The following is a 19605-nucleotide window of genomic DNA, read 5'->3' on the forward strand; positions in this document are numbered from 1 at the left end:
GTTTAATCGATTTAATTCCGATTATAATTGACATTTCGAAAAAATAGGTCTATCTTAAAAATAAAAAGATTGAGAAAAATGACTGAAAAAAGTAAGAATTTAACTAAAAAAATAGTTTTATCTGGCATTTTATTAGTTTTAGGTTATCTATCAGCTGATTTTAACTTCAACGTTTTAATTAAATAATTGCTACATAAGTAAACAGCTCTCAAGATTTGAGAGCTGTTTTATTTTTATCTGATAATTTAGTCTTTTGAATACTTTAAGGTTTTAAACAGTCCTCTTAAACTATAAAGGTCGATTAAAAGTTAGTTCTTCATCCGTGTACTCTCTATCTTTTCTTGGTCCAGCTAAACTTCTTTCTGCATTTTCGTAACTTAAAAGCTCTGCCACCTTCACTGCAAATTCTCTATATGCAAAACCAATTGCTGTAACAATATTTTTCTCTTTATCAAATACAACTGGTTTTCTAACAATATTTTGTTTATCAAAAAAATCAAACTCATTTAATGTTTCTTCAAATAACCCTGAAGTAAATTTAACCCCTTCTAAAACTCCTGCTTTTGCAAGAAACATTGGTGCAGATGAAATAGCTGCAATCAGTGGCCGGTTAGACAATCCATTCATTTTTTTCAAAAATTCAATCAGGTCTATGTCTTCAGCAATCGGATAAGGATTTATATTTCCTGTTAAAATTATCACTTCATAATCAGAAAAATCTACTTCTTCAAAACTTTTGTTGGGCAACACTTGAAATGATTCCTCTGTCGTGACCATTTTCTTATCTTTAGAACCTACTGTATCAATTTGCCAAGAAGAATCACATGGTTGAAAGGCCGTTAAAAAATCAGCTAATAAAGTTACCTCACTAAGGGACATACCATCATAAACTAAGAATAAAGCTTTTCTTTTAGCCATAATAAAAACTCCTTTTAAAGTATTATTAATAAATCCACTGCACTAGAAAGAAGGACTCATTTTAGTAATATTTTGATTTAGCAAAGAATATATTTCACCATAACCACCTATTTCCTTATCCTCAATTCTAATTGCTGATTCTCCAATCGCAATAAAGGTTTGTGTATCATGTAAATTTTGATTTAATTCATCTATTAATTTTTTATCTGTAATTGATTGATTGGCTTTAGTACAAAAATAAAAATCATCTAATCCAATACCTTTAACAACTGAAGTATTTTCTACAACCTGATCTGTATTTTTTGAAGATAACCATTTGAAAGACATGTTCATAGATCCAGCACTAGCTCCAATAATAATAGAGTTACAAGACTTGATAGTATTCCCTAGGTCATTTTCTACAAGAAACTCATTTTGGATTTTAGGATATCCACCACATAAAAAAATAATAGAAGCCTCAGTTAGTATGTTTTGCATATCTTTTTTCGTAACTTTATTATTAAGAATATGGTACTCATCAAATAATATTCCTATTTCACTAAACCACTTTTTTACGATTAAATCACTCTCAAATACCTCTTCTTCAGGATTCCCACTAATCAATACAAGTGATTTTTTCTCAATAACATCTTTTTTTAGACGTGTAGCAATATTATTAGGAATTCCCTCATCAAACCAACTAAAATAATAACGAATAGACATTAAAGCCACCTCTTTCCTATTTTTCTGCAACTTAGAAAATAGTTTTCCTAAATGATAAGATTGATTACTTTAAGAAATAAATGCATGCAATTCTTTCTTTGATATAATTAGTTATATTATATCACGGATTAAAAATAACTTTATAGGAGCGTTGAATAAAAAATGACTATAACAAGAGAAGATATTATTACATATATAAGTAATAAATATGAAGTTTCACCAGAATACACATTTGCTAAATTTCCTCAATATTGTGTTTTTAGGCACGTTGAAAATAATAAATGGTTTGCACTTATTATGAATGTTTCAAAAGAAAAAATTTATGGTAAAAGGAAAAACAAAGTAGACATTATAGATTTAAAAGTGGATCCTGAACTAATCTCAATTTTAAAAGGAAAAAAAGAGTACTTTTCTGCTTATCATATGAATAAGGAACATTGGATTTCGGTAGATTTATCTGAAGTTAGAAATATAAATGAATTAAAAAATTTAATTGATGATAGTTTTACATTAACAAAAAAATAACTAGGTTTATATTTATGATTCAGCACAATTATGTTTAACTATTATTGTACAAAACAATTACTATTACGTTATATAAATGAAAGGAAGTTTTTCCATGAATGAAAATTTTTCAACAATTCTAACCCAAAAAAGACAAGAAAAAAGTATGTCTCAAGAAGAACTTGCTAAAAATTTATATGTATCTAGACAAACTATTTCAAAATGGGAAAAGGGAGAATCTCTACCTGATATTGAAAAAGCTCAAAAAATAGCTGAAATATTCAATGTAGATTTAAACTATTTAATTAGTGGTCATCAAGAGGCTGCTCAGAATGATGAAAGCTTAAAAATATTGGAAGATAGAGTGACACAATTAGAAGATTCTTTACAAGAAAACAAATTTATTGCTAGGACAAACGGTTGGGATATCATTAAATATCTTATTTATCTTGTTGGTATTACCATAATTGGTGGGTTCCTTACTTCTGCATTTTATTATATAAAACACTGATATAAAGGGATTGCTACTATTTTTAACACCTAAAGTTAACTTATTTAACATCAATTTTTCTATTTAGTGCACCATGTTTTATATAAGTCATTGGCTACAGCAAAACTTTTTTCTATACTTACTTTTGAAATAAACTTCTTGGGCCCAAGAAATTTTATTTTAAAAATTTGTATGAAGGAAGTTTTTTTATATGGAAAAAAATAAGTTTCAACGTATCTCCTTAGATAGTTTTCATCTTAAAATCATTGCAATTGTTGCTATGTTTATCAATCATCTCGGAGCATCTTTTCAACTATCCCACAGTTATCCATTACTTTTTTGTTTTACTGAAATAATTGGAAAAATCACTTTTCCAGTAATGGCTTTTCTCTTAGTTGAAGGTTTTCATTATACTCATAATGTAAAAAAATACGCTTCTCGTTTAGCGATATTTTGGCTAATTTCTATCTATCCATTTCACTGGCTACATTACCCGCTAAAAAGTTTGATTACACCTGATGAATTAGTAAATAACATCTTTTTCACTCTATTAATGGGACTTTTACTTATCTGGTCCTATTCAAAAACAACAAATAAAATAATGAAGATAGCCATCGTTGTATTCTTTAGTTTAGCTACTATTTTATCTGATTTAAATGTGATAGGGCCACTGATTATATTTGCTTTTTACATTATTAAAGATAAAAAAAAGAAGAGGCTGACCCATAAGTCCTCAACATAAGTCAAAAGGCCAAAAATCTTTTTTAAGATTTTTGGCCTTTTTTGACGAAATAAATAGCACTTCCTTGTATAATTAAAGTACCTAATCAATAACTAGAAGGGGTGCTATCTATGTACAAAAATTATAACATGAAACAAGTTGTTTTATCACTAGATTTAGAAAATGAATTGGAAGAACATGATATTGCCTTTGCCATCAACCAATTGGTTGAAAGTATACCAGAACCTTCTTTTGACTTATTTCAACATAACATGGGTGCCTCATCATACCATCCACGAATGATGTTGAAACTCATTTTATGTGGTTACACTCAATCCATTTTCTCTGGTCGAAAAATAGAAGGTCTCGCAAAAGATAGTATCCGGGCGCGTTGGTTGACTCAATCCCAATACCCTAATTTCAGAACCATTAATCGCTTTCGCGTGAATCCCCTTGTACAGCCACTTCTAGAGGAATGTTTTATTCAATTCCGAAACCAACTGGTTTCACAAGATTTAATCGACACCGATGCGATTTTTATTGATGGAACTAAACTAGAAGCTAATGCCAACAAGTACACCTTTGTTTGGAAGAAAAGTATTGACAACTACGAAACGAGTTTGACAAGGAAATCAAAGGAACTCTATCAGAAGATGGTGGCAGAAGAGATTATACCTGCTTTACAAAAGGAAGATGAGCAACTGACAGAAGAGGATTTTTCGACGATTGTTCAATCTCTAGAGCAAAAAGTCGATGAATTAACCGTTCAAATAGAGGCATCAGAAGTAACGGAAGAACGTAAGACCATTCGCTCCGAAAGAAAAGAACCTAGAAAACGATTGAAGCAGTTCAAAGATTTTAAGGCAAGAAAACAAACATACAAAGAGCATCGAAAAAAGTTTGGTACGCGAAACAGCTATTCAAAAACAGACGTTGATGCCACGTTTATGCGAATGAAAGATGATCACATGAGGAATGGACAATTAAAACCTGGCTATAATTTACAGATAGCGACAAACACTCAGTATGTCTTAGCTTACGACATTTTTCCAAATCCAACGGATTTTAAAACACTTCTCCCTTTCTTAAACACTATTAAAGAACGTTACTTTGACTTACCTCAGTACATTGTGGCAGATGCCGGTTATGGGAGTGAAGAAAATTATCAAGCAATCATGGATGACTTCGAACGGACGCCTTTAATTACTTATACGATGTATCGAAAAGAGCAAAAAAAGAAGTTTAAACAACATCCATTTAACCCACAGAATTGGTCGTATGACGAATTAACGGATCATTATATCTGCCCAAATGATCGGGAAGTAAGATTTAGAAATCACAGTACACGGACAGATAAATACGGCTTTAAGCGCCACCTTAAACTGTATGAGTGCGAAGACTGTTCAAATTGTCCGCTTCGTTCTCAATGTACGACAGCTAAAAGTGACTGTAACCGTGTCATACAAAAGAATGGCAATTGGGACTATTTCAAAGCCCATGTGAGAGAGCTATTAGCGTCAAAAGAAACAGGCGATATTTACCGTCGTCGGAAAATAGATGTAGAACCAGCCTTCGGGAACCTGAAGGCTAATTTGGGTTTCACTCGCTTTTCAGTTAGAGGAAAAGAGAAGGTGAAGAACGAGTTAGGGTTTGCCTTAATGGCCATCAATTTAAGGAAGATGACTGTCACAAGACAGTGTTTTAATAAAAATAGGCAAAAAAATAAGGACGCATAAATCACAAAACTGATTTTTGCATCCTTATTTTTATATTTGAGACTTATGGGTCAGCCTCATGACTTCCTTTATAATGCTTATTTATATTATCTTATACTTTGTTTATCCAGCTAGTATTCCTAATATAGGAATATTGTTAACCGGCTTTGGACCTTTAATTAATATTCCTCTACTTCTTTCTTATAATGGAAAAAGAGGAAAAAATAATGCCTATATAAAATGGGGATTCTATTGGTTTTACCCAGTACATCTAACACTATTGGCTCTTTTGCGTTATTTGATATTGGGGTGGTAAATTTGATTATGTCTAATTTTAAAAATATAATCAATTCACAAAATTTATTAAAAATTAACGATATTAAAGGGACAAATATACTATACAATTAATATAAAGTAATGTTTAAATTTCACGAAGAGAAAACTATATGTCATTTTCCTTTTCTTACAAGATGTTATCAGATGAAGGAAATATTTACCAAGGAATACATATACGAAAAATACACAAGTAAAAAGGTTTACTTGTGTACGTTACGTATATCATTTTTTTAACTGACTTAAAGGAATTTATTTGATCTGTTATTTCTATTAAAATTTCAACATTTTTTTGATAGTGATACACTAGTGATGCACTTTTGTCGTTTATCACAGCCTAGTAGATCCCCTTCAATACACAAATTCTAAATACTTACTTTAATAATGGTTTTATATCCACTATAATCTAAATTCTTTACTTTTTCTATCTTTCGCTATCTATCAATAAATGAAGAATTATATGCTCCAGTATATTACAAAAAACTAATTTTTTTGGTTTATGATAATTAGATATTTTTTTCTTTTTTACATTTATTTTTATTGGATAAATCTGAATACATATTCTTATCAATATAACAGCTATAAAAATCCTTTATCCGATTTTAAATTTTTAGTTAGTTTCAAATTATCAATATTGAAATAACATCTTTAAAATTTTTTGTTAATAACTCATATTATTTTATATGATTCTTTATCCATCTCCATATAATGCTATAAATAAATTAATTAACTTTATCCTATCCCCTTCTCTTATACACTTTTTAGTGTATTCCCCTCCCCCCTATAAAGTTTAAGTTTATTAAGAAGTACTAATTTATAAGTGTATATGTGATACAATATCTAATTCAATTTTTTTTAAATCATAACTACTCGCATAATCATCAACCAATACTTTATTTTTCCACGGTAAATACCTCTGATTAGTGATTACCAATTCATTTTCGTTTAGACATTTGAGCTCTTCAGTTGATATAATTTTAAACGTATAATAATTATCAAAATAAGTTACTAATTTTTGTTTTAAAAAATTTGCATGATAAACAGAAAATTCGCTATTAACATATAAAAACCTTCTTTTGCTTGCATAAAATTTAACAATATCAGGATAGTTAACAATTAAAATATAATTAAGTAAATTTTCATATTCAAATAAATCTATTCCCAATATATTAACTAGACTAGTTATTATAGATTGTAATTCATGGTATAGGTAAACCTTATTTTTTAATGATTTATTAAAAAAATCTAATTGGCTAATAAATAACTTTATAGGGATTTTATAATACGTTTCGTTTTCAAAAATTTTTACTAGTAAATTAAATAAGGGTATTACTAACTCTTCATTTTTTGTATTAAATAGCTCTTTCTTTAAAAATTTAATCAATTTTTCTTTAAATAAATATTCTAATACCTTTTCATCTTTGTTTATTTTAAATCCATTCTTTTCCCTTATTGATGATACATAGACATAACTTAAATAATAAGGTGTTAAAATTTCATTTTCATCAAGTGATAGTTCTGTTTGATCTTTCAAGTAACCGAATAAATTTTCATCAAGAGCAAATAAATTAATCTCTACCCAAAAAACACTCATTAACTTTCTAAGTTTCTCTTCTACCTCAGCAGTTATAAAACACTTATTATTAACTACTTTAATTTCCATACTATACTTTATTAGTTCACTATTTATATGGTTAATACTAATTATTATAAATTCTTCGCTCTTTTCAAATAGTTTAGCGTATAATCTAACATTCTGATATGGTCTAATAAATATTTGTCTTAATAACAATATATTTAGAGATTTATTTAAAATACTATATTGAATGTATTTTATTTTTTCATAAGAATAGCTTCCCAATAGCTCTATCTTTGACCTATCTCTGTCAATACATACAAAATCACCATAAAAATTCTCTAAATAATCAAAGTCTCTCGAAAGAGTTTCTTCCGATTCTTTCAAAAAAATCGATAAATCAACTAACGAAATATACTTTTTTTTGTATGTCAAACTATTTAAAATAGCTATGTACCTTTTACTATCATCTTCAAGAATATTTCACATGATATATCTCCCCTAAAAATATACTATTTTCTTCTTTTAGATTTTTTCTTTTTTAAATATTCTTTTTTTGCTCTTTTTTTCTTTGATACATATAGAAATATTAAGAGAAATAAAATTAATAGAGCAAATGCAGTTACATAATACTTTGTTTTATCTTTATTAGTATAGTCAACAAATACAGATTTTTCATTTTTTTCTTCTGCTGTAGAATTAGAAATGGAAAATTTTTTATTTAACACATATTTTTTACCATCTGCGTTAATATTCAGTTTTGCCTCATATTTACCAGGTAGTATTTCAGTATCTTTTAAATCAAAACCAAAATTAAAATCTGAATATGGTGCCATCTGCATGTTGGATATTTTACTAACATACCATTTTTTTTTACTATCTAAATTATAGATTTCCCCATCAATATCCATATTCCTAATAATAGATAAACTAGAGTTTTTTATATTAACATCAATATAAGGATGGTAATTCCTTAAATTAGCCTCTATATTTCCTAAAGAAATTTTATTTGGAATAAAAGTTGTATCCTCTCTTATTATGATCGGTATACTGTAAGAAAAAGTATTCGTCACCATTTTCTTATCTTCTTTTTCTTTTGGATTTATTTCTCTAAAATGAATTCCTCCTAATACTTCTCCACTAAACTTTTTTTTAGGTGTCTGTATAGGAATAGATATTATATTCGTCTCTTTCGCCTCTAACGTAACTTCTTTTTCATATGAGCCTATCATTTTATCAAAGTTAAAGTTGTCATCTATAGCTACACTTGTTTTCTTATTTTTAACTGGCTCATATAAAAGAACTCCAGTATCTGAGGTTAGTACACGATTTGCTTGAATTAAAATTTTTATCTTCTCATTACTATAATTGTTAACCTCAATTTCTAATACTTCTTTTTGGTCTGGGTTCATATTTAACATAAAATAGCCACTATCTCCTATTTCCTTGTCCTGAGCACTAGGATAAATAGGATTGACACTAAAATTACTATTACTTGCTTGAGTATTCTTTGAAATACAAAATATGCTAAACAAGATAATAAATAATGTTAAAGATTTTTTATTCAAAAACATTCTCCTTTTAAAAAAAGGAAAAATAGTATTTTTCCTCTTAAATTCCTGGTACTAATTCCCAGTTAATATCAGCAGTATAATCAGCCACCGACACAGATGTATTCTTTGGTAAATTAAATGTTACTCCATTTGTTACTTTATAATTACTCTTAGTACTATCTAAGTTATCATCAGTTTGATTTACTAATTCTGAACCTAGAGCTAAAGAATATGACCCCATCCCTTGGCTTTCAACTTTGCTTTCATCTGATGTTGCAATTTTTTGAGGTGACTGCTGTAATTTAAATCCATCTTTTACAACAGCAGAAGCTGCTTCACTATTTACCACTGGAGTTTCTGCTTTTGGTTGAGCATAAGAAACATTACTAAATATAACTTCTGCTCCTTTTAATACTACTTCATTATTACTTTTGTTTGTTCCTTTAAACTCAGTAGCTGAAACTCTCAAATTCCAACCACCATTTCTATTAGTACGTGTATCTAATGTCGAAACAAACGGAACTACATCATATTTTTCCTTCTTATCATCTTTTTTATCAACAACTAAATCTGGTTTTGAATTAGCAGTTATCCCATTCACTGTTTTCTTGTGAACACCAAAGTCAAAGTCTGAAACGTACTGAATCATTAAATCACCTTTATTAGGGTTCACAGGCTCCACTGGATCGACAGGTTTATCTGGATCTTTTGGATCAACAATCTCAGATTCACCTTCAATAAATTTTACCTTTCCAATAGAACTAGCATTATTACTATCTTTATACGTTGCTGCTTCAAAATCATTCCCCATACTACTTAGTAAAAATAAAGGTGCAACTAAAACTGAACTGAAAATTATTTTTTTATTCATTCCACTTCTCTCCTTAAAATATTTTTTTTATATAATAAGTAGGCTACTAATGTAAAAATTAGTAGTCCACATATCACTAAATAATCATTACTTACTTCATTTGTTCTAGGTAAATACTTACTACTTATTTTGTTTTCTATATCTTCATCCATAATTTTTGACTGATTTTTACCTAAAGAATCAACTATTGTAATACTTCCTTTTCCATTGACTTTATTATCAGAATTATATTCTGCTGCATCAGAGATATCATAGAAAAATATTGACAATAAAATTATTAATAATACATTTACTATTTTTTTCATTTCTACCTCATTCTCCTAATCTATTAATGGAACAAGCTGCCAATCTATTACAGAAAAATATTCTTCATTATTTTTTTGTGTACCAGATGGTATTTTTAAAGATACTCCCGATGTTTTATTCTCTTTAGTTAATTCTCCAAAAGCTAATGACCAAGATTTCTCTTCATGAGTTCCTGCTTTCTGAGATATTAATGAAGTTACTGAATTGGATAAATTAACTGTCTCATTTTCAATTAAAGGTGCATTAGTTAAGTTTTTGGAGAAATTCAAATTTGATAGATAAAGTTCGGCGCCATTAATTTCGTGATTAATAGAATCTTTAAAGGATGATGCCTTAGCTTGTAGTCGCCAACCTTTGTTTTCCCCTGGTCTATCATCTATAACTGATACAAAAGCCGGAACATGTTTAACTTTCCCATCATCTAGTTTCACCGTATCTCCTAAACTTATTTCTTCTATTGATAGATAACTATTAATAACACTTGAAAAATCAAAATCTGAAACATATTGAATTCGTAATGATTCTTGTGTTTTATTTTGAGGCTTTTCCTCATCTTCAATAATAGGTGTAACAGGTGTCTTACCATCAATTGGATCTAAAATTTTACTCCTCCACTTGGCATAAAGCACTTTATCACCAGTAATTAGCTGATTAAAATCGAACTTTTTGGTTAAGCCTTTATCTTCATACCAGCCTTCAAATTTTTTATTTGCATAGGTTGGATTAGTTGGTTGCGTCGCTTTTTTATTATTTTCTACCTTTTGACTTGTAACCTTACTACCACCATTACTTTCGAAACTGACGGTATGAATCGAAGTCCACTTTGCATAAAGTACTTTATCACCAGTAATTAGCTGATTAAAATCGAACTTTTTAGTTAACCCTTTATCCTCATACCAACCTTCAAATCTCTTATTATCATAAGTTGGATTAGTTGGTTGGGTTGCTTTTTTATTATTTTCTACCTTTTGACTTGTAACCTTACTACCACCATTACTTTCAAAACTGACGGTATGAATCGAAGTCCACTTCGCATAAAGTACTTTATCACCAGTAATTGGCTGATTAAAATCGAATTTTTTAGTCAAACCTTTATCTTCATACCAGCCTTCAAATTTTTTATTTGCATAAGTTGGATTAATTGGTTGAGTTGCCTTTTTACTATCTTCTACTCTCTGATTCACAATTCTACTACCACCATTACTTTCAAAACTAACGGTGTATATTGGAGCGTACTTAAAAACTATTCCACGTTTTTGTCTTGTTAAATTTCCTTGCCATGTGTTACTGTTACTGGATGAAACAAATTCACCATTCCTATATACATCATATGACTTAAAATTGTAATTAGAAAAATTTTTATTATTAATAGTAACGGAATCATTAAAGCTTTTCTTTAATCCATAATTTTCTACATTTTGGATAACTTTCCCTGTTTTATTATCCACATGGACTGCTTTTACCAATTGTGGATTAGTTCGAGATATTGTTATTACTCTAAGAGGTGTTTTTAATGAATCATTAAAACCGTTTTTAGCAGGGGTTGAATAATTATAAGCAATATCTATACGCACCTTGTCTCCAACAGTATTGGGATGGAAAAAGAAATTGTTATTATTAGTTAGTTTTGTAACTATAGCTGGTCTTTTCACTCCATTAAATAAGACATCATTTAAATAATTAGCACTTCCAGGAACTCCAATCATAGGTGTTCTCTGAGTTTTATTTAAATCATAGTATCCTAAATTACCACTTACCGGATATGAAAAATTGTATATAGGATTTTTTAAGATTTGAGCATTAACAACATGATATTTTGATTCTATCAGCGAAATTATTGGTTTAGTTGCATTTAATTGCATTAATTCAAATTCAGCAAAAAAATTAGTTGACCAATTATTCCCAGAGATATTATTACTTCTTCTACCTTCTTCTGTAGATGCTTTTATTTGAGATTCAGTCTGCCAGCTATTCCAATTAAAGTAATTACTAAAGCTTCTATCGGCATAGCTATAATTTCTTTTTTCTTTTGGTACACTTTCTATCACGGATTTTTTTAATTCATTAGGCATTTGATAATCCGTTCCCTCTTCTTGAAAAGAATTAAACTCTTCCTCTGTTAAATAGAACACTTCATTATTAACTAGAATCATATAATACAAGCTCTCATTCATTACACGATCTTTACTGAGGAGTTCTTCAGAAAAAAGTGAAAAATTTTCTTCTATTTCAGACCTATAGTCTTCAGCCTTCACTTTTACTCCACTTAAAAATAGTAGTATACAAAATAATAAATAAAATTCTTTTTTTAGTTTCATTTATCCCCTTCTCCTTATCTCACATCAGTTACTTCGAAAATTTTTAGCAGTTTTCCCAAATTCCCTCTTTAAGACTCTATTGAGAGATTTACTATCACTAAACCCATTTTTTATAGCTATTTTTTCTATACTCATGTCTAACTTATTTAAATCGTTCAGCGCATGTGTCATTCTAACTTTTTCAATATATGATGTTATTGTAATACCTGTTTTTTTTTTAAAGTAATTGCTTAAATAAGTCGGGCATAGGTTAACAGAAAGTGAAATGTCCTCTAAAGTAATTTTTTCATCAAAATTATTATTAATATATTTGATAATTGGTATCCAATAGTTTTCTCTATCATTAAATAAATCTACCTCAAAATTTTTTAAATTCTCCTTCTCTTCATTACTTGAAAAAAATTTTATTAACACAAAAAAAATTCTATCAATTAAATTTTTTCTTTCAATTTCAGATAGTTCATCAAATTTATTTTCTAATTCAATTAAACGGTCAAAATAAACTATTAAACGTTCTCTGAATTTAAGCTGTTTATTACTCATCTTTTCAACTTCTGGAATACTAATATTACTTTTGTTTAATAAATTATAATATGAAATATTATTATTAAACGACTCTATCACTTTTAAAAAAACTGTGTTCTCAATATCTTTTATGCGAATTCCATGAACTTTAAAAGGTTCTATAAAAATAATACTTCCTTCTGAGTATTTTTTATATTTCCCATCCACGAACACTTCAATTTCATTCTTCTTTACATACAATACTTGATAATGAAAGTGCCAATGATTATTTAAAACAAACTCATTATCATTACATTTACACATATCATCTTTTAGATGATATACATCCTTTATTTCTCTTATGCTTTTATTATTTAATACTACAGCAAAATGATTTTTACAATCTCGTTCATAAATTAAATACGGACACTCTTTCATTAAATCATTTCCTTTAAATTTATTTAACATAAATCTATCTCCCCAATAACATAACATTCGATTATTTTTAAAACTAGGTCGTTTATTTAGAAGTTTTAGGGCATATTTCCCTTTTCATTTAAAATTATATTCTTTTCAACGTCATTTAATAGTTATACATACTGTTTATCTAACCTTTTGTATTTTAGATAAATATATAAACACTTACTTATTTTTTGTACATATATAGATATAAAAAATAACGTTATACATTTTGTTATAACAAAAAAATAAGACTTTTATTTTTTATAATAAAGTCTTATTTATATATTTTTTACACACTTTTTTTATTCGTATCATTTTATAGTTGCAACGACAAGACACCTTACACGTTATTTAATTACTATGATTAACAATAGTCTTCTGAAATTAAAATTTATCATTAACACGAAACTTCCTTATGACAGTTATCTAACTAGATGTTACCTGCCCAGTTAAACAACTGCAAAAATTCTAACATTTAGAGTATATTTTTTATTAAAACATTAATATTTCTAATTATTTATCTCTCCATACCATTTCATTCTCACAATCTTTTAAATCTCCATCAATGAACTCATATAAACTATTCTGCTTTTCTATCTGTTCCGCACAATCCAAATACATATTTCAACTTATCACATTTAAACTTACCTTGAATTTTTTTGAATGAATAAAAAATGGAGACAAATAATTATTTAATTATCTGAAGTTGAACTTCGCCAATTTATTGGAAACTAAAAAAGAACGTTATCTCTTTAAAAAAGGTAGATCTTCCACACTTCATTGATTTATTTCATTTTCAGGACTTTTTATTACCAATTAATTTGCGCCTCAACACTATTAAACTTTAAGTCAAAAAAATAAGCAACGACAGTCATATAGTTGTCGTTGCTTATCTATTGTTATTACTTAATTATTTTTTTTAATTCTGATAACAATGGTTCATAACTTACTTTCGTATAATCAGTAACATCTATTTCGTAAATGGTACCTAATTCAAATTGATCATATTTTCTATCCGTAATTATCTGATAAAACTCTTCTTTAGTTATGTGGTTTGAAGCATTGTTCATATCATCCAGAGTATCACCATAATGATATTTCTCCATGACATAACTTAAATGTCTACTTTGATCACGATCTCTTAAGTACCTTCTTTCCCATAGAGTTTCAAAATCAGCTACTAACCGTATTGTTATGATTTTATAGTCATAGATTTCCGCAAGATTCTTCAATTTGTCCTTTTGCTTATGACTAAAAGGATATTCAGTTGCAACAACTTTTTTCCCTGCCTCCATATATAAATCTAAAGCTTTATAATAAAACGGCCATACTTTTTCTTTTTCTTGATTTTCTCGTTCTTTTAAATTATTAAAGCCAATATTTTCAGCATAATAAACTTTTATCTCATCCGGTGTTATTATATACATGTCTTCAAACGTTTTCTTTAATAAATCCATTAAATATGATTTTCCCGTTCCTGGGCTACCTGCTAGTAAAATTAAAAATTTTTCTTTTTTCATTACTTTAAATTAGCTACAGAGTCCAGATTTAAAAATAGTTTAATTTTGTGTTTAATAACCTCATCGGCAGCATTGTTAGCAGGAATAACATTATGTCTCAATGATTTATTAACTTCTGTCGCTCCAAAAGTTTCTTTAGCCGTTTTAGTCCAATTAACTAATAATTCTGTTCCTACATTAAACTTACGAATACCATTATTAATTAATTCTGGGTAATCTTCTTCTTTAACACCTGTTCCACCATGAATAACAAGCGGGACATCTACTACACTGTTTATCTCTTTTAAAAGTGGGATATTAACATCTGTTTTAGACTTAAATTGCCCATGATTAGTTCCTATTGCAATCGCTAATGCATCAACTCCTGTTGCACGAACAAATTCTACAGCATCTTCTGGCTTAGTATAGATTTTATCATCTTCAGCAACATGAATGCCTTCTTCTGTTCCACCGATTGTACCTAACTCTCCTTCAACAGATACTCCATGAGCATGTGCATATTCAACGACTGCCTTAGTTTTTAAAATATTTTCTTTAAACGGTAAATGAGACCCATCATACATTACAGACGTATAACCAGCATCAATAGCTGCCTTTATTTCATCAAAATCTCTTGCATGATCTAAATGAAGAACTGCGTCTACCATCTCTTCATTAGCAATTGTTTTTACTGTGTTAACTAAAACGTTATATCCAATATATTTAGCTGTATCGATACTTGTTTGAATAATGATTGGTGCTCCCATTTCTTTTGCTGCTCTTAACATACCTGGCAACATTTCTAAGTTATGAGTATTAAATGCTCCTACTGTAAAATTTAATTCTTCAGCTTCTTGAGTTACTTCTTTTAATGTTTTATACACGTTTATATTCCTACTTTCTCTTATAATTGTATTATCTACTTAGTGTTACTTTTTTAGCAATTTGCCTCATCTCATCCATCTTATCCATATAAAAATCTATTCCCGCATCATTTCCTTCTTTAGCTGCCATAGCTCTCTTAGCATTATATAAACTCATCAATTTTTTATAACCGTCACCTATTGATAATTTATAATCTAAACTTTTTTCTAAAGATAAAATAGCATCATCTATTCTATCTACTTCAGATTGAATTAAACCAATTTGCTCATACATTTCAGCTTTCGTTTCATTATTATCATCTGAAATTTCCTTAACCTCAGTTATTAATTTCTCTAATTTCATATCTAATTCTGCAATTTCTTCTTCTGTTAGTTTAGACTCTACAACACTTTCTTTATTTTTCTTTTTTTTCATAAAATTAAACATAATATTTATCACACCTTACTAAAATCTTTTTAGAATTGGACCAAATACCCAAGCATATAACAACGCTACTGCAACAGTATCAACATCTGTTGCTGTTGCATTTACAAATCCCATACCATTGAAAATAGTAACTAATAATGCAGGAAGTAGAGTAATAAAGAATCCGTGTGCAATTCCACCAATAATGGCACCTCTTCTTCCTCCTACAGCGTTACCAAAAATACCTGCTGTTCCACCTGCAAAAAAGTTAGTTAACATACCTGGTAAAATCATTGCCAATCCGAATTTTGGTAAAGTAAACATAGCAATTACCGTACCAATTGTTGTTGTTATAAATCCTAAAATCACTGCATTTGGACTATAAGAGAAAAATACCGGACAATCTAATGCTGGAATAGCATCTGGAACTAATTTCATGGCAATACCTCTAAACGCAGGTACAATTTCTCCCAATAGTAAGCGAACACCTGATAGTAATACATAAACACCTACTACAAACTGTATAGATTGCATAAAAGCAAACATGACATAGTGTTGATCCCCGGATAATGTTGATGCAAATTCTTGACCAGCAAAAAGAGCTGTTATTATGTACAATGGAACCATTACTACCATTACTGATAAATACGTATCTTGTAAAAATTCAAATCCTTTTGGTAACTTCATATCTTCAATAGATTTTTTATTTTCACCACGTTCACCAGTCAACCACGCAACACCTGCTTCAAACAAATAGCCAATTGTACAAAAATGTCCTAACGCGATATCATTTGAACCAGTGATTTTTCTAATGATAGGTTGAGCTATTGCTGGCATTGCAACAGCAAATACACCTCCAACAAAACCACCTATTATGATTAATGGTAAACCTCGCAAACCAACAAAAAATCCAAATACAGTAGTCATGGTAGCCATCCAGAGAATTGCTTGACCAGTTAAGAATATGTATTTCCATTTAGTAAATCTCGCAATTAAAATATTAAAAATAAAAATCGCCAAGAATGTTAAAGCGATATCCCTTCCTAAACCTAACTCATTCATAGCTTGGCCATTAATTGCCTCAATAGAAGGTATAATACCTTGCATATGAAATCCTTCAGTGAATATCTCTCCAAAATAAGTTAAACTACCAACAATGATACTAGAGCCAGCACTAAGCACTTGAAATCCTAATAGCGTTTTCAATGAACCTGAAATAACTTGCCCAACTGATTTTTTTTGAAGAATTAAACCTAACATTGCTATTAAAGCAATTGTTATAGATGCCTGAGTTAGTATGTTATCTATAATAAAATTTATAACTGACATAATGACATTTCTCCTTTTATTTTAAATTATTCCTTTTTCTTGTAGAACAGGTGTTAATTTTTCCTCAATTTCAACTTTTGACACAATATTTTTAAGATAGACAATTGACGTACCTGAATCTAAACTATATTTTTCAAATTGACTTCTGAAATTTTCTGCAGTAATAATAATATCTGTTTTCACTGAAGCTGCTGTTGAAATATCTACATGATCTAAATTCGCCTCCACTCCTAATTTATTTAAAACATCCTCTGCTGACATTTGGGCAGCAAAACTACTCCCTAAGCCTGCTCCACATACAAATAAAATATTGATTTTTTTCATTTTTATCTCTCCCTTATTTAATTGTTTAAATTTTCTTCAAATAATATGTTTTTAAAATCTTCTTTTGAATCAGTTGCTGCCAATTTTTCCAATCTCGTTTCATCATTAATTAATGAAACCAATTCTTTCATAATATTCAAATGTGAATAAGAATCAGTTGCTGCTAAACAAAAAACAAGTTTTACAGGATCCATCTCCTCATTACCAAATTCAATTGGGTTTGCTAATTTTAAAACACTTATTCCTAAACTATTAGCACCATCTTCTGGCCTTGCATGCGCCAAAGCTAAATGTTTTCCTATAACAATGTACGGACCATGCTCTTTAACTGAATTAATCATTGCATCTACATAATTTGGTGCGATAACTTCTTCTTCTAACAAAGGTTGAGATACCATTGTTATTGAATCTTCCCAACTATTAACAACTCCATTCATAATAATATTGTTATCTTTTAACTTATCCTTTAGCATTGGTTGAATCTCCTCTAAATTTATTTTTAAGCTGTTATTTCTAAATAATTCTTTTAAATAATTATAATCAGCTACATTAACTGTTTGATTATTTCTATTAATTACAGAAATGATTTCATTAAACATTTCTGTATAATCACTGTTATTTATTTTTAATCTACCAAATTGATTGTTATCCATTAAAAACTCTTTAATCGGGACCAAGTTATCTTCAGTAATCACTGGATCTACAACCAGTAAAGGTTTATCCCTAACCTCTATTGGATAAGTTGAAAATACTAAATCAGCATCTAATTTATTTATCAAAAACAAATCCTGTGAGCCAATAACAGCTACAACATCAATTTCAGGAAACCATTTCCTTAAACTTGCGGCCAATAAATTACTTGTTGCTATACCATGGTTACAAACAACGACACTTTTGAATATTAACGAACTTTCTTCTCTTAAATGCATATAAACTGTCGAAAAATGAATTGCTAGAAACGATACTTCACTCTCCAATATTTCAACTTCAATTAAACTTTCAATTTGTGGGACAAAATCTTCTACTGCTTTATAGATTTCACTATAGTTATTTTTAATACTTTCTAGTATCGGATTGAAAACTTGAACACCACTTTTTACTCTTGATATCATAGATGAAACATGATTATACAAAGATTCATATAATTTTTCTTCTTTTTTATGAAAAGGTATTCCCGTTACCTCTTCTACATATTTCATCAATCCAATCGTTATTATTTGTGTATTTACCCAATTGATAGAATTATCTAAACTTTCAGTATTCAATGACATTATTATGAACTTTAAATAGTTACTCTCTATCTGATTTACTTCTAGTTCAAACGATTCAATGACCAGTAAGATGTATTCCTCTATCTCATTATTTTGATTAGATTCTTCCATTTTTTCCAAACTCATCGAACCAACAGAATTTCCTTTTCTTAATCTATACACCCAAATTAATGTGAATAATAAAATTTGTTTCTTATACATTTCGTCATCCATGTTTTTGAAGAATTCTTTTAGAATATTCAATAGCATTTCAAATTCTTCATCATCAATATACTTAGTTAAAATTTGCTGATTTATGGATAATTGTGCTCTTGTTTTTCTTGTTAATTCGACTGTTCCTATTTCTTTATTAATAAAATCAAACAGCATCATTCTTATCGAACGCTCTGAACCTTCAAAAATACACCCATGTTTACCATTACTAATAATTTCAATATCATATTTAGACAATTTCTTTCGTAATTTACGCATGTCATCATCCATAGTACTTTTTGAAACTAAATATTCTTTTTCTTTTTTGTTTAAAAAAATAGGTTCTTGAGAAAACGCTATAGATAACAACAAATCTAATTCTCTTTCTTCTTTTTCTAGAAAAAAGTAGCCATCTAAAAAAATATTTTTTACTATTTCATTTTTTTCCTCTAGCGAAACCTCTATGAACACTCCCTTACCTCTAATATTTTTAATTAGTCCATAATTCAATGTTTCTAAATACTCATTCGCTTCACCTATCAAATTTTGAATTGTCCTTGTACTCACATTAAAATATTCACTTAAACTCTTTATGCTAATTGGATATGAACTAGACAATATTTTTTTTAAAAGTTTTATTGTTCTTACTTTCATAATAACTATCCCCTTTCCTTGATTATATGATTGCGTTTTCAAAAAAAAAAGTACATATCCTTTCCTTAACTAC

Annotated in this window: 18 protein-coding genes; 4 read left to right on the plus strand and 14 right to left on the minus strand. The window is 28.8% G+C overall.

Annotation, left to right across the window (positions count from 1 at the left end):
• Positions 1-288: 288 nt before the first annotated feature.
• Together H9L18_RS13960 and H9L18_RS13965 are read right to left on the minus strand one after the other, a co-directional pair.
• Positions 289-918: a DJ-1/PfpI family protein gene (locus tag H9L18_RS13960; protein ID WP_126796329.1), complete on the minus strand. Its 630-nt coding sequence runs from the start codon at positions 916-918 to the stop codon at positions 289-291.
• A 42-nt stretch (positions 919-960) separates the two neighbouring features.
• Positions 961-1620 (minus strand): Type 1 glutamine amidotransferase-like domain-containing protein, encoded by a 660-nt coding sequence (locus tag H9L18_RS13965; RefSeq protein ID WP_126796327.1) that lies wholly within the window; start codon positions 1618-1620, stop codon positions 961-963.
• Positions 1621-1782: 162 nt separating this feature from the next.
• On the opposite strand from H9L18_RS13965, the gene H9L18_RS13970 reads away from it, so the two are divergent.
• The 4 genes from H9L18_RS13970 (at position 1783) to H9L18_RS13985 (ending at position 5071) form a co-directional block, all read left to right on the plus strand.
• Positions 1783-2145, plus strand: coding sequence for an MmcQ/YjbR family DNA-binding protein (locus H9L18_RS13970; RefSeq protein ID WP_126796325.1), 363 nt, complete (start codon positions 1783-1785; stop codon positions 2143-2145).
• Positions 2146-2239: 94 nt separating this feature from the next.
• Positions 2240-2635: a helix-turn-helix transcriptional regulator gene (locus tag H9L18_RS13975; protein WP_126796323.1), complete on the plus strand. Its 396-nt coding sequence runs from the start codon at positions 2240-2242 to the stop codon at positions 2633-2635.
• A gap of 190 nt (positions 2636-2825) precedes the next feature.
• On the plus strand, positions 2826-3356 hold the full coding sequence (locus H9L18_RS13980; protein ID WP_126796321.1) for a TraX family protein: 531 nt from the start codon (positions 2826-2828) through the stop codon (positions 3354-3356).
• A 110-nt stretch (positions 3357-3466) separates the two neighbouring features.
• Positions 3467-5071 (plus strand): IS1182 family transposase, encoded by a 1605-nt coding sequence (locus H9L18_RS13985; protein WP_126796650.1) that lies wholly within the window; start codon positions 3467-3469, stop codon positions 5069-5071.
• Positions 5072-6197: 1126 nt separating this feature from the next.
• Here H9L18_RS13985 and H9L18_RS13995 read toward each other — a convergent pair.
• From H9L18_RS13995 to H9L18_RS14050, 12 genes are all read right to left on the minus strand, one after another.
• A complete protein-coding gene (locus H9L18_RS13995) occupies positions 6198-7346 on the minus strand; it encodes a hypothetical protein (RefSeq protein ID WP_126794271.1) in 1149 nt (382 codons plus the stop codon).
• 125 nt (positions 7347-7471) lie between these two features.
• Positions 7472-8527 carry a WxLIP family cell surface protein gene (locus tag H9L18_RS14000; RefSeq protein ID WP_185847491.1) on the minus strand — a complete coding sequence of 352 codons (1056 nt, stop codon included), beginning with the start codon at positions 8525-8527 and terminating at the stop codon, positions 7472-7474.
• 43 nt (positions 8528-8570) lie between these two features.
• Positions 8571-9383 (minus strand): WxL domain-containing protein, encoded by an 813-nt coding sequence (locus H9L18_RS14005; RefSeq protein WP_126794277.1) that lies wholly within the window; start codon positions 9381-9383, stop codon positions 8571-8573.
• Positions 9380-9688 (minus strand): hypothetical protein, encoded by a 309-nt coding sequence (locus tag H9L18_RS14010; protein ID WP_126794280.1) that lies wholly within the window; start codon positions 9686-9688, stop codon positions 9380-9382. Before H9L18_RS14010 ends, H9L18_RS14005 begins: the two co-directional genes overlap by 4 nt.
• A gap of 15 nt (positions 9689-9703) precedes the next feature.
• The gene (locus tag H9L18_RS14015) at positions 9704-12007 is read right to left on the minus strand and encodes an InlB B-repeat-containing protein (protein ID WP_126794283.1); all 2304 of its coding nucleotides are present in this window, start codon (positions 12005-12007) and stop codon (positions 9704-9706) included.
• 24 nt (positions 12008-12031) lie between these two features.
• A complete protein-coding gene (locus H9L18_RS14020) occupies positions 12032-12979 on the minus strand; it encodes an AraC family transcriptional regulator (RefSeq protein ID WP_185847492.1) in 948 nt (315 codons plus the stop codon).
• Between the two features lie 896 nt (positions 12980-13875).
• Positions 13876-14493, minus strand: coding sequence for a zeta toxin family protein (locus H9L18_RS14025; RefSeq protein ID WP_126794289.1), 618 nt, complete (start codon positions 14491-14493; stop codon positions 13876-13878).
• Positions 14493-15356: a class II fructose-bisphosphate aldolase gene (locus H9L18_RS14030; RefSeq protein WP_126794292.1), complete on the minus strand. Its 864-nt coding sequence runs from the start codon at positions 15354-15356 to the stop codon at positions 14493-14495. Before H9L18_RS14030 ends, H9L18_RS14025 begins: the two co-directional genes overlap by 1 nt.
• 31 nt (positions 15357-15387) lie before the next feature.
• Complete coding sequence (locus tag H9L18_RS14035) at positions 15388-15783, minus strand: tetratricopeptide repeat protein (protein ID WP_126794295.1); 396 nt, start codon at positions 15781-15783, stop codon at positions 15388-15390.
• Positions 15784-15801: 18 nt separating this feature from the next.
• Positions 15802-17091, minus strand: a complete 1290-nt coding sequence (locus tag H9L18_RS14040) for a PTS sugar transporter subunit IIC (protein WP_126794297.1) — start codon at positions 17089-17091, stop codon at positions 15802-15804.
• A gap of 21 nt (positions 17092-17112) precedes the next feature.
• The gene (locus tag H9L18_RS14045) at positions 17113-17415 is read right to left on the minus strand and encodes a PTS sugar transporter subunit IIB (protein ID WP_126794300.1); all 303 of its coding nucleotides are present in this window, start codon (positions 17413-17415) and stop codon (positions 17113-17115) included.
• A gap of 17 nt (positions 17416-17432) precedes the next feature.
• Complete coding sequence (locus H9L18_RS14050; protein ID WP_126794303.1) at positions 17433-19532, minus strand: BglG family transcription antiterminator; 2100 nt, start codon at positions 19530-19532, stop codon at positions 17433-17435.
• Between the last annotated feature and the right edge of the window lie 73 nt (positions 19533-19605).

Origin of the sequence: Vagococcus carniphilus (assembly GCF_014397115.1) — a bacterium.
Taxonomy (GTDB): domain Bacteria; phylum Bacillota; class Bacilli; order Lactobacillales; family Vagococcaceae; genus Vagococcus; species Vagococcus carniphilus.

Bases quoted from the DNA above. Each gene is read 5' to 3' on its own strand.
- H9L18_RS14020 (WP_185847492.1), bottom strand. From the start codon at position 12,979: ATGTTAAATAAATTTAAAGGAAATGATTTAATGAAAGAGTGTCCGTAT.
- H9L18_RS14035 (WP_126794295.1), bottom strand. From the start codon at position 15,783: ATGTTTAATTTTATGAAAAAAAAGAAAAATAAAGAAAGTGTTGTAGAG.
- H9L18_RS13980 (WP_126796321.1), top strand. From the start codon at position 2,826: ATGGAAAAAAATAAGTTTCAACGTATCTCCTTAGATAGTTTTCATCTT.
- H9L18_RS14015 (WP_126794283.1), bottom strand. From the start codon at position 12,007: ATGAAACTAAAAAAAGAATTTTATTTATTATTTTGTATACTACTATTT.
- H9L18_RS14040 (WP_126794297.1), bottom strand. From the start codon at position 17,091: ATGTCAGTTATAAATTTTATTATAGATAACATACTAACTCAGGCATCT.
- H9L18_RS13970 (WP_126796325.1), top strand. From the start codon at position 1,783: ATGACTATAACAAGAGAAGATATTATTACATATATAAGTAATAAATAT.
- H9L18_RS13965 (WP_126796327.1), bottom strand. From the start codon at position 1,620: ATGTCTATTCGTTATTATTTTAGTTGGTTTGATGAGGGAATTCCTAAT.
- H9L18_RS14025 (WP_126794289.1), bottom strand. From the start codon at position 14,493: ATGAAAAAAGAAAAATTTTTAATTTTACTAGCAGGTAGCCCAGGAACG.
- H9L18_RS13975 (WP_126796323.1), top strand. From the start codon at position 2,240: ATGAATGAAAATTTTTCAACAATTCTAACCCAAAAAAGACAAGAAAAA.
- H9L18_RS13985 (WP_126796650.1), top strand. From the start codon at position 3,467: ATGTACAAAAATTATAACATGAAACAAGTTGTTTTATCACTAGATTTA.
- H9L18_RS14050 (WP_126794303.1), bottom strand. From the start codon at position 19,532: ATGAAAGTAAGAACAATAAAACTTTTAAAAAAAATATTGTCTAGTTCA.
- H9L18_RS14045 (WP_126794300.1), bottom strand. From the start codon at position 17,415: ATGAAAAAAATCAATATTTTATTTGTATGTGGAGCAGGCTTAGGGAGT.
- H9L18_RS14005 (WP_126794277.1), bottom strand. From the start codon at position 9,383: ATGAATAAAAAAATAATTTTCAGTTCAGTTTTAGTTGCACCTTTATTT.
- H9L18_RS14010 (WP_126794280.1), bottom strand. From the start codon at position 9,688: ATGAAAAAAATAGTAAATGTATTATTAATAATTTTATTGTCAATATTT.
- H9L18_RS13960 (WP_126796329.1), bottom strand. From the start codon at position 918: ATGGCTAAAAGAAAAGCTTTATTCTTAGTTTATGATGGTATGTCCCTT.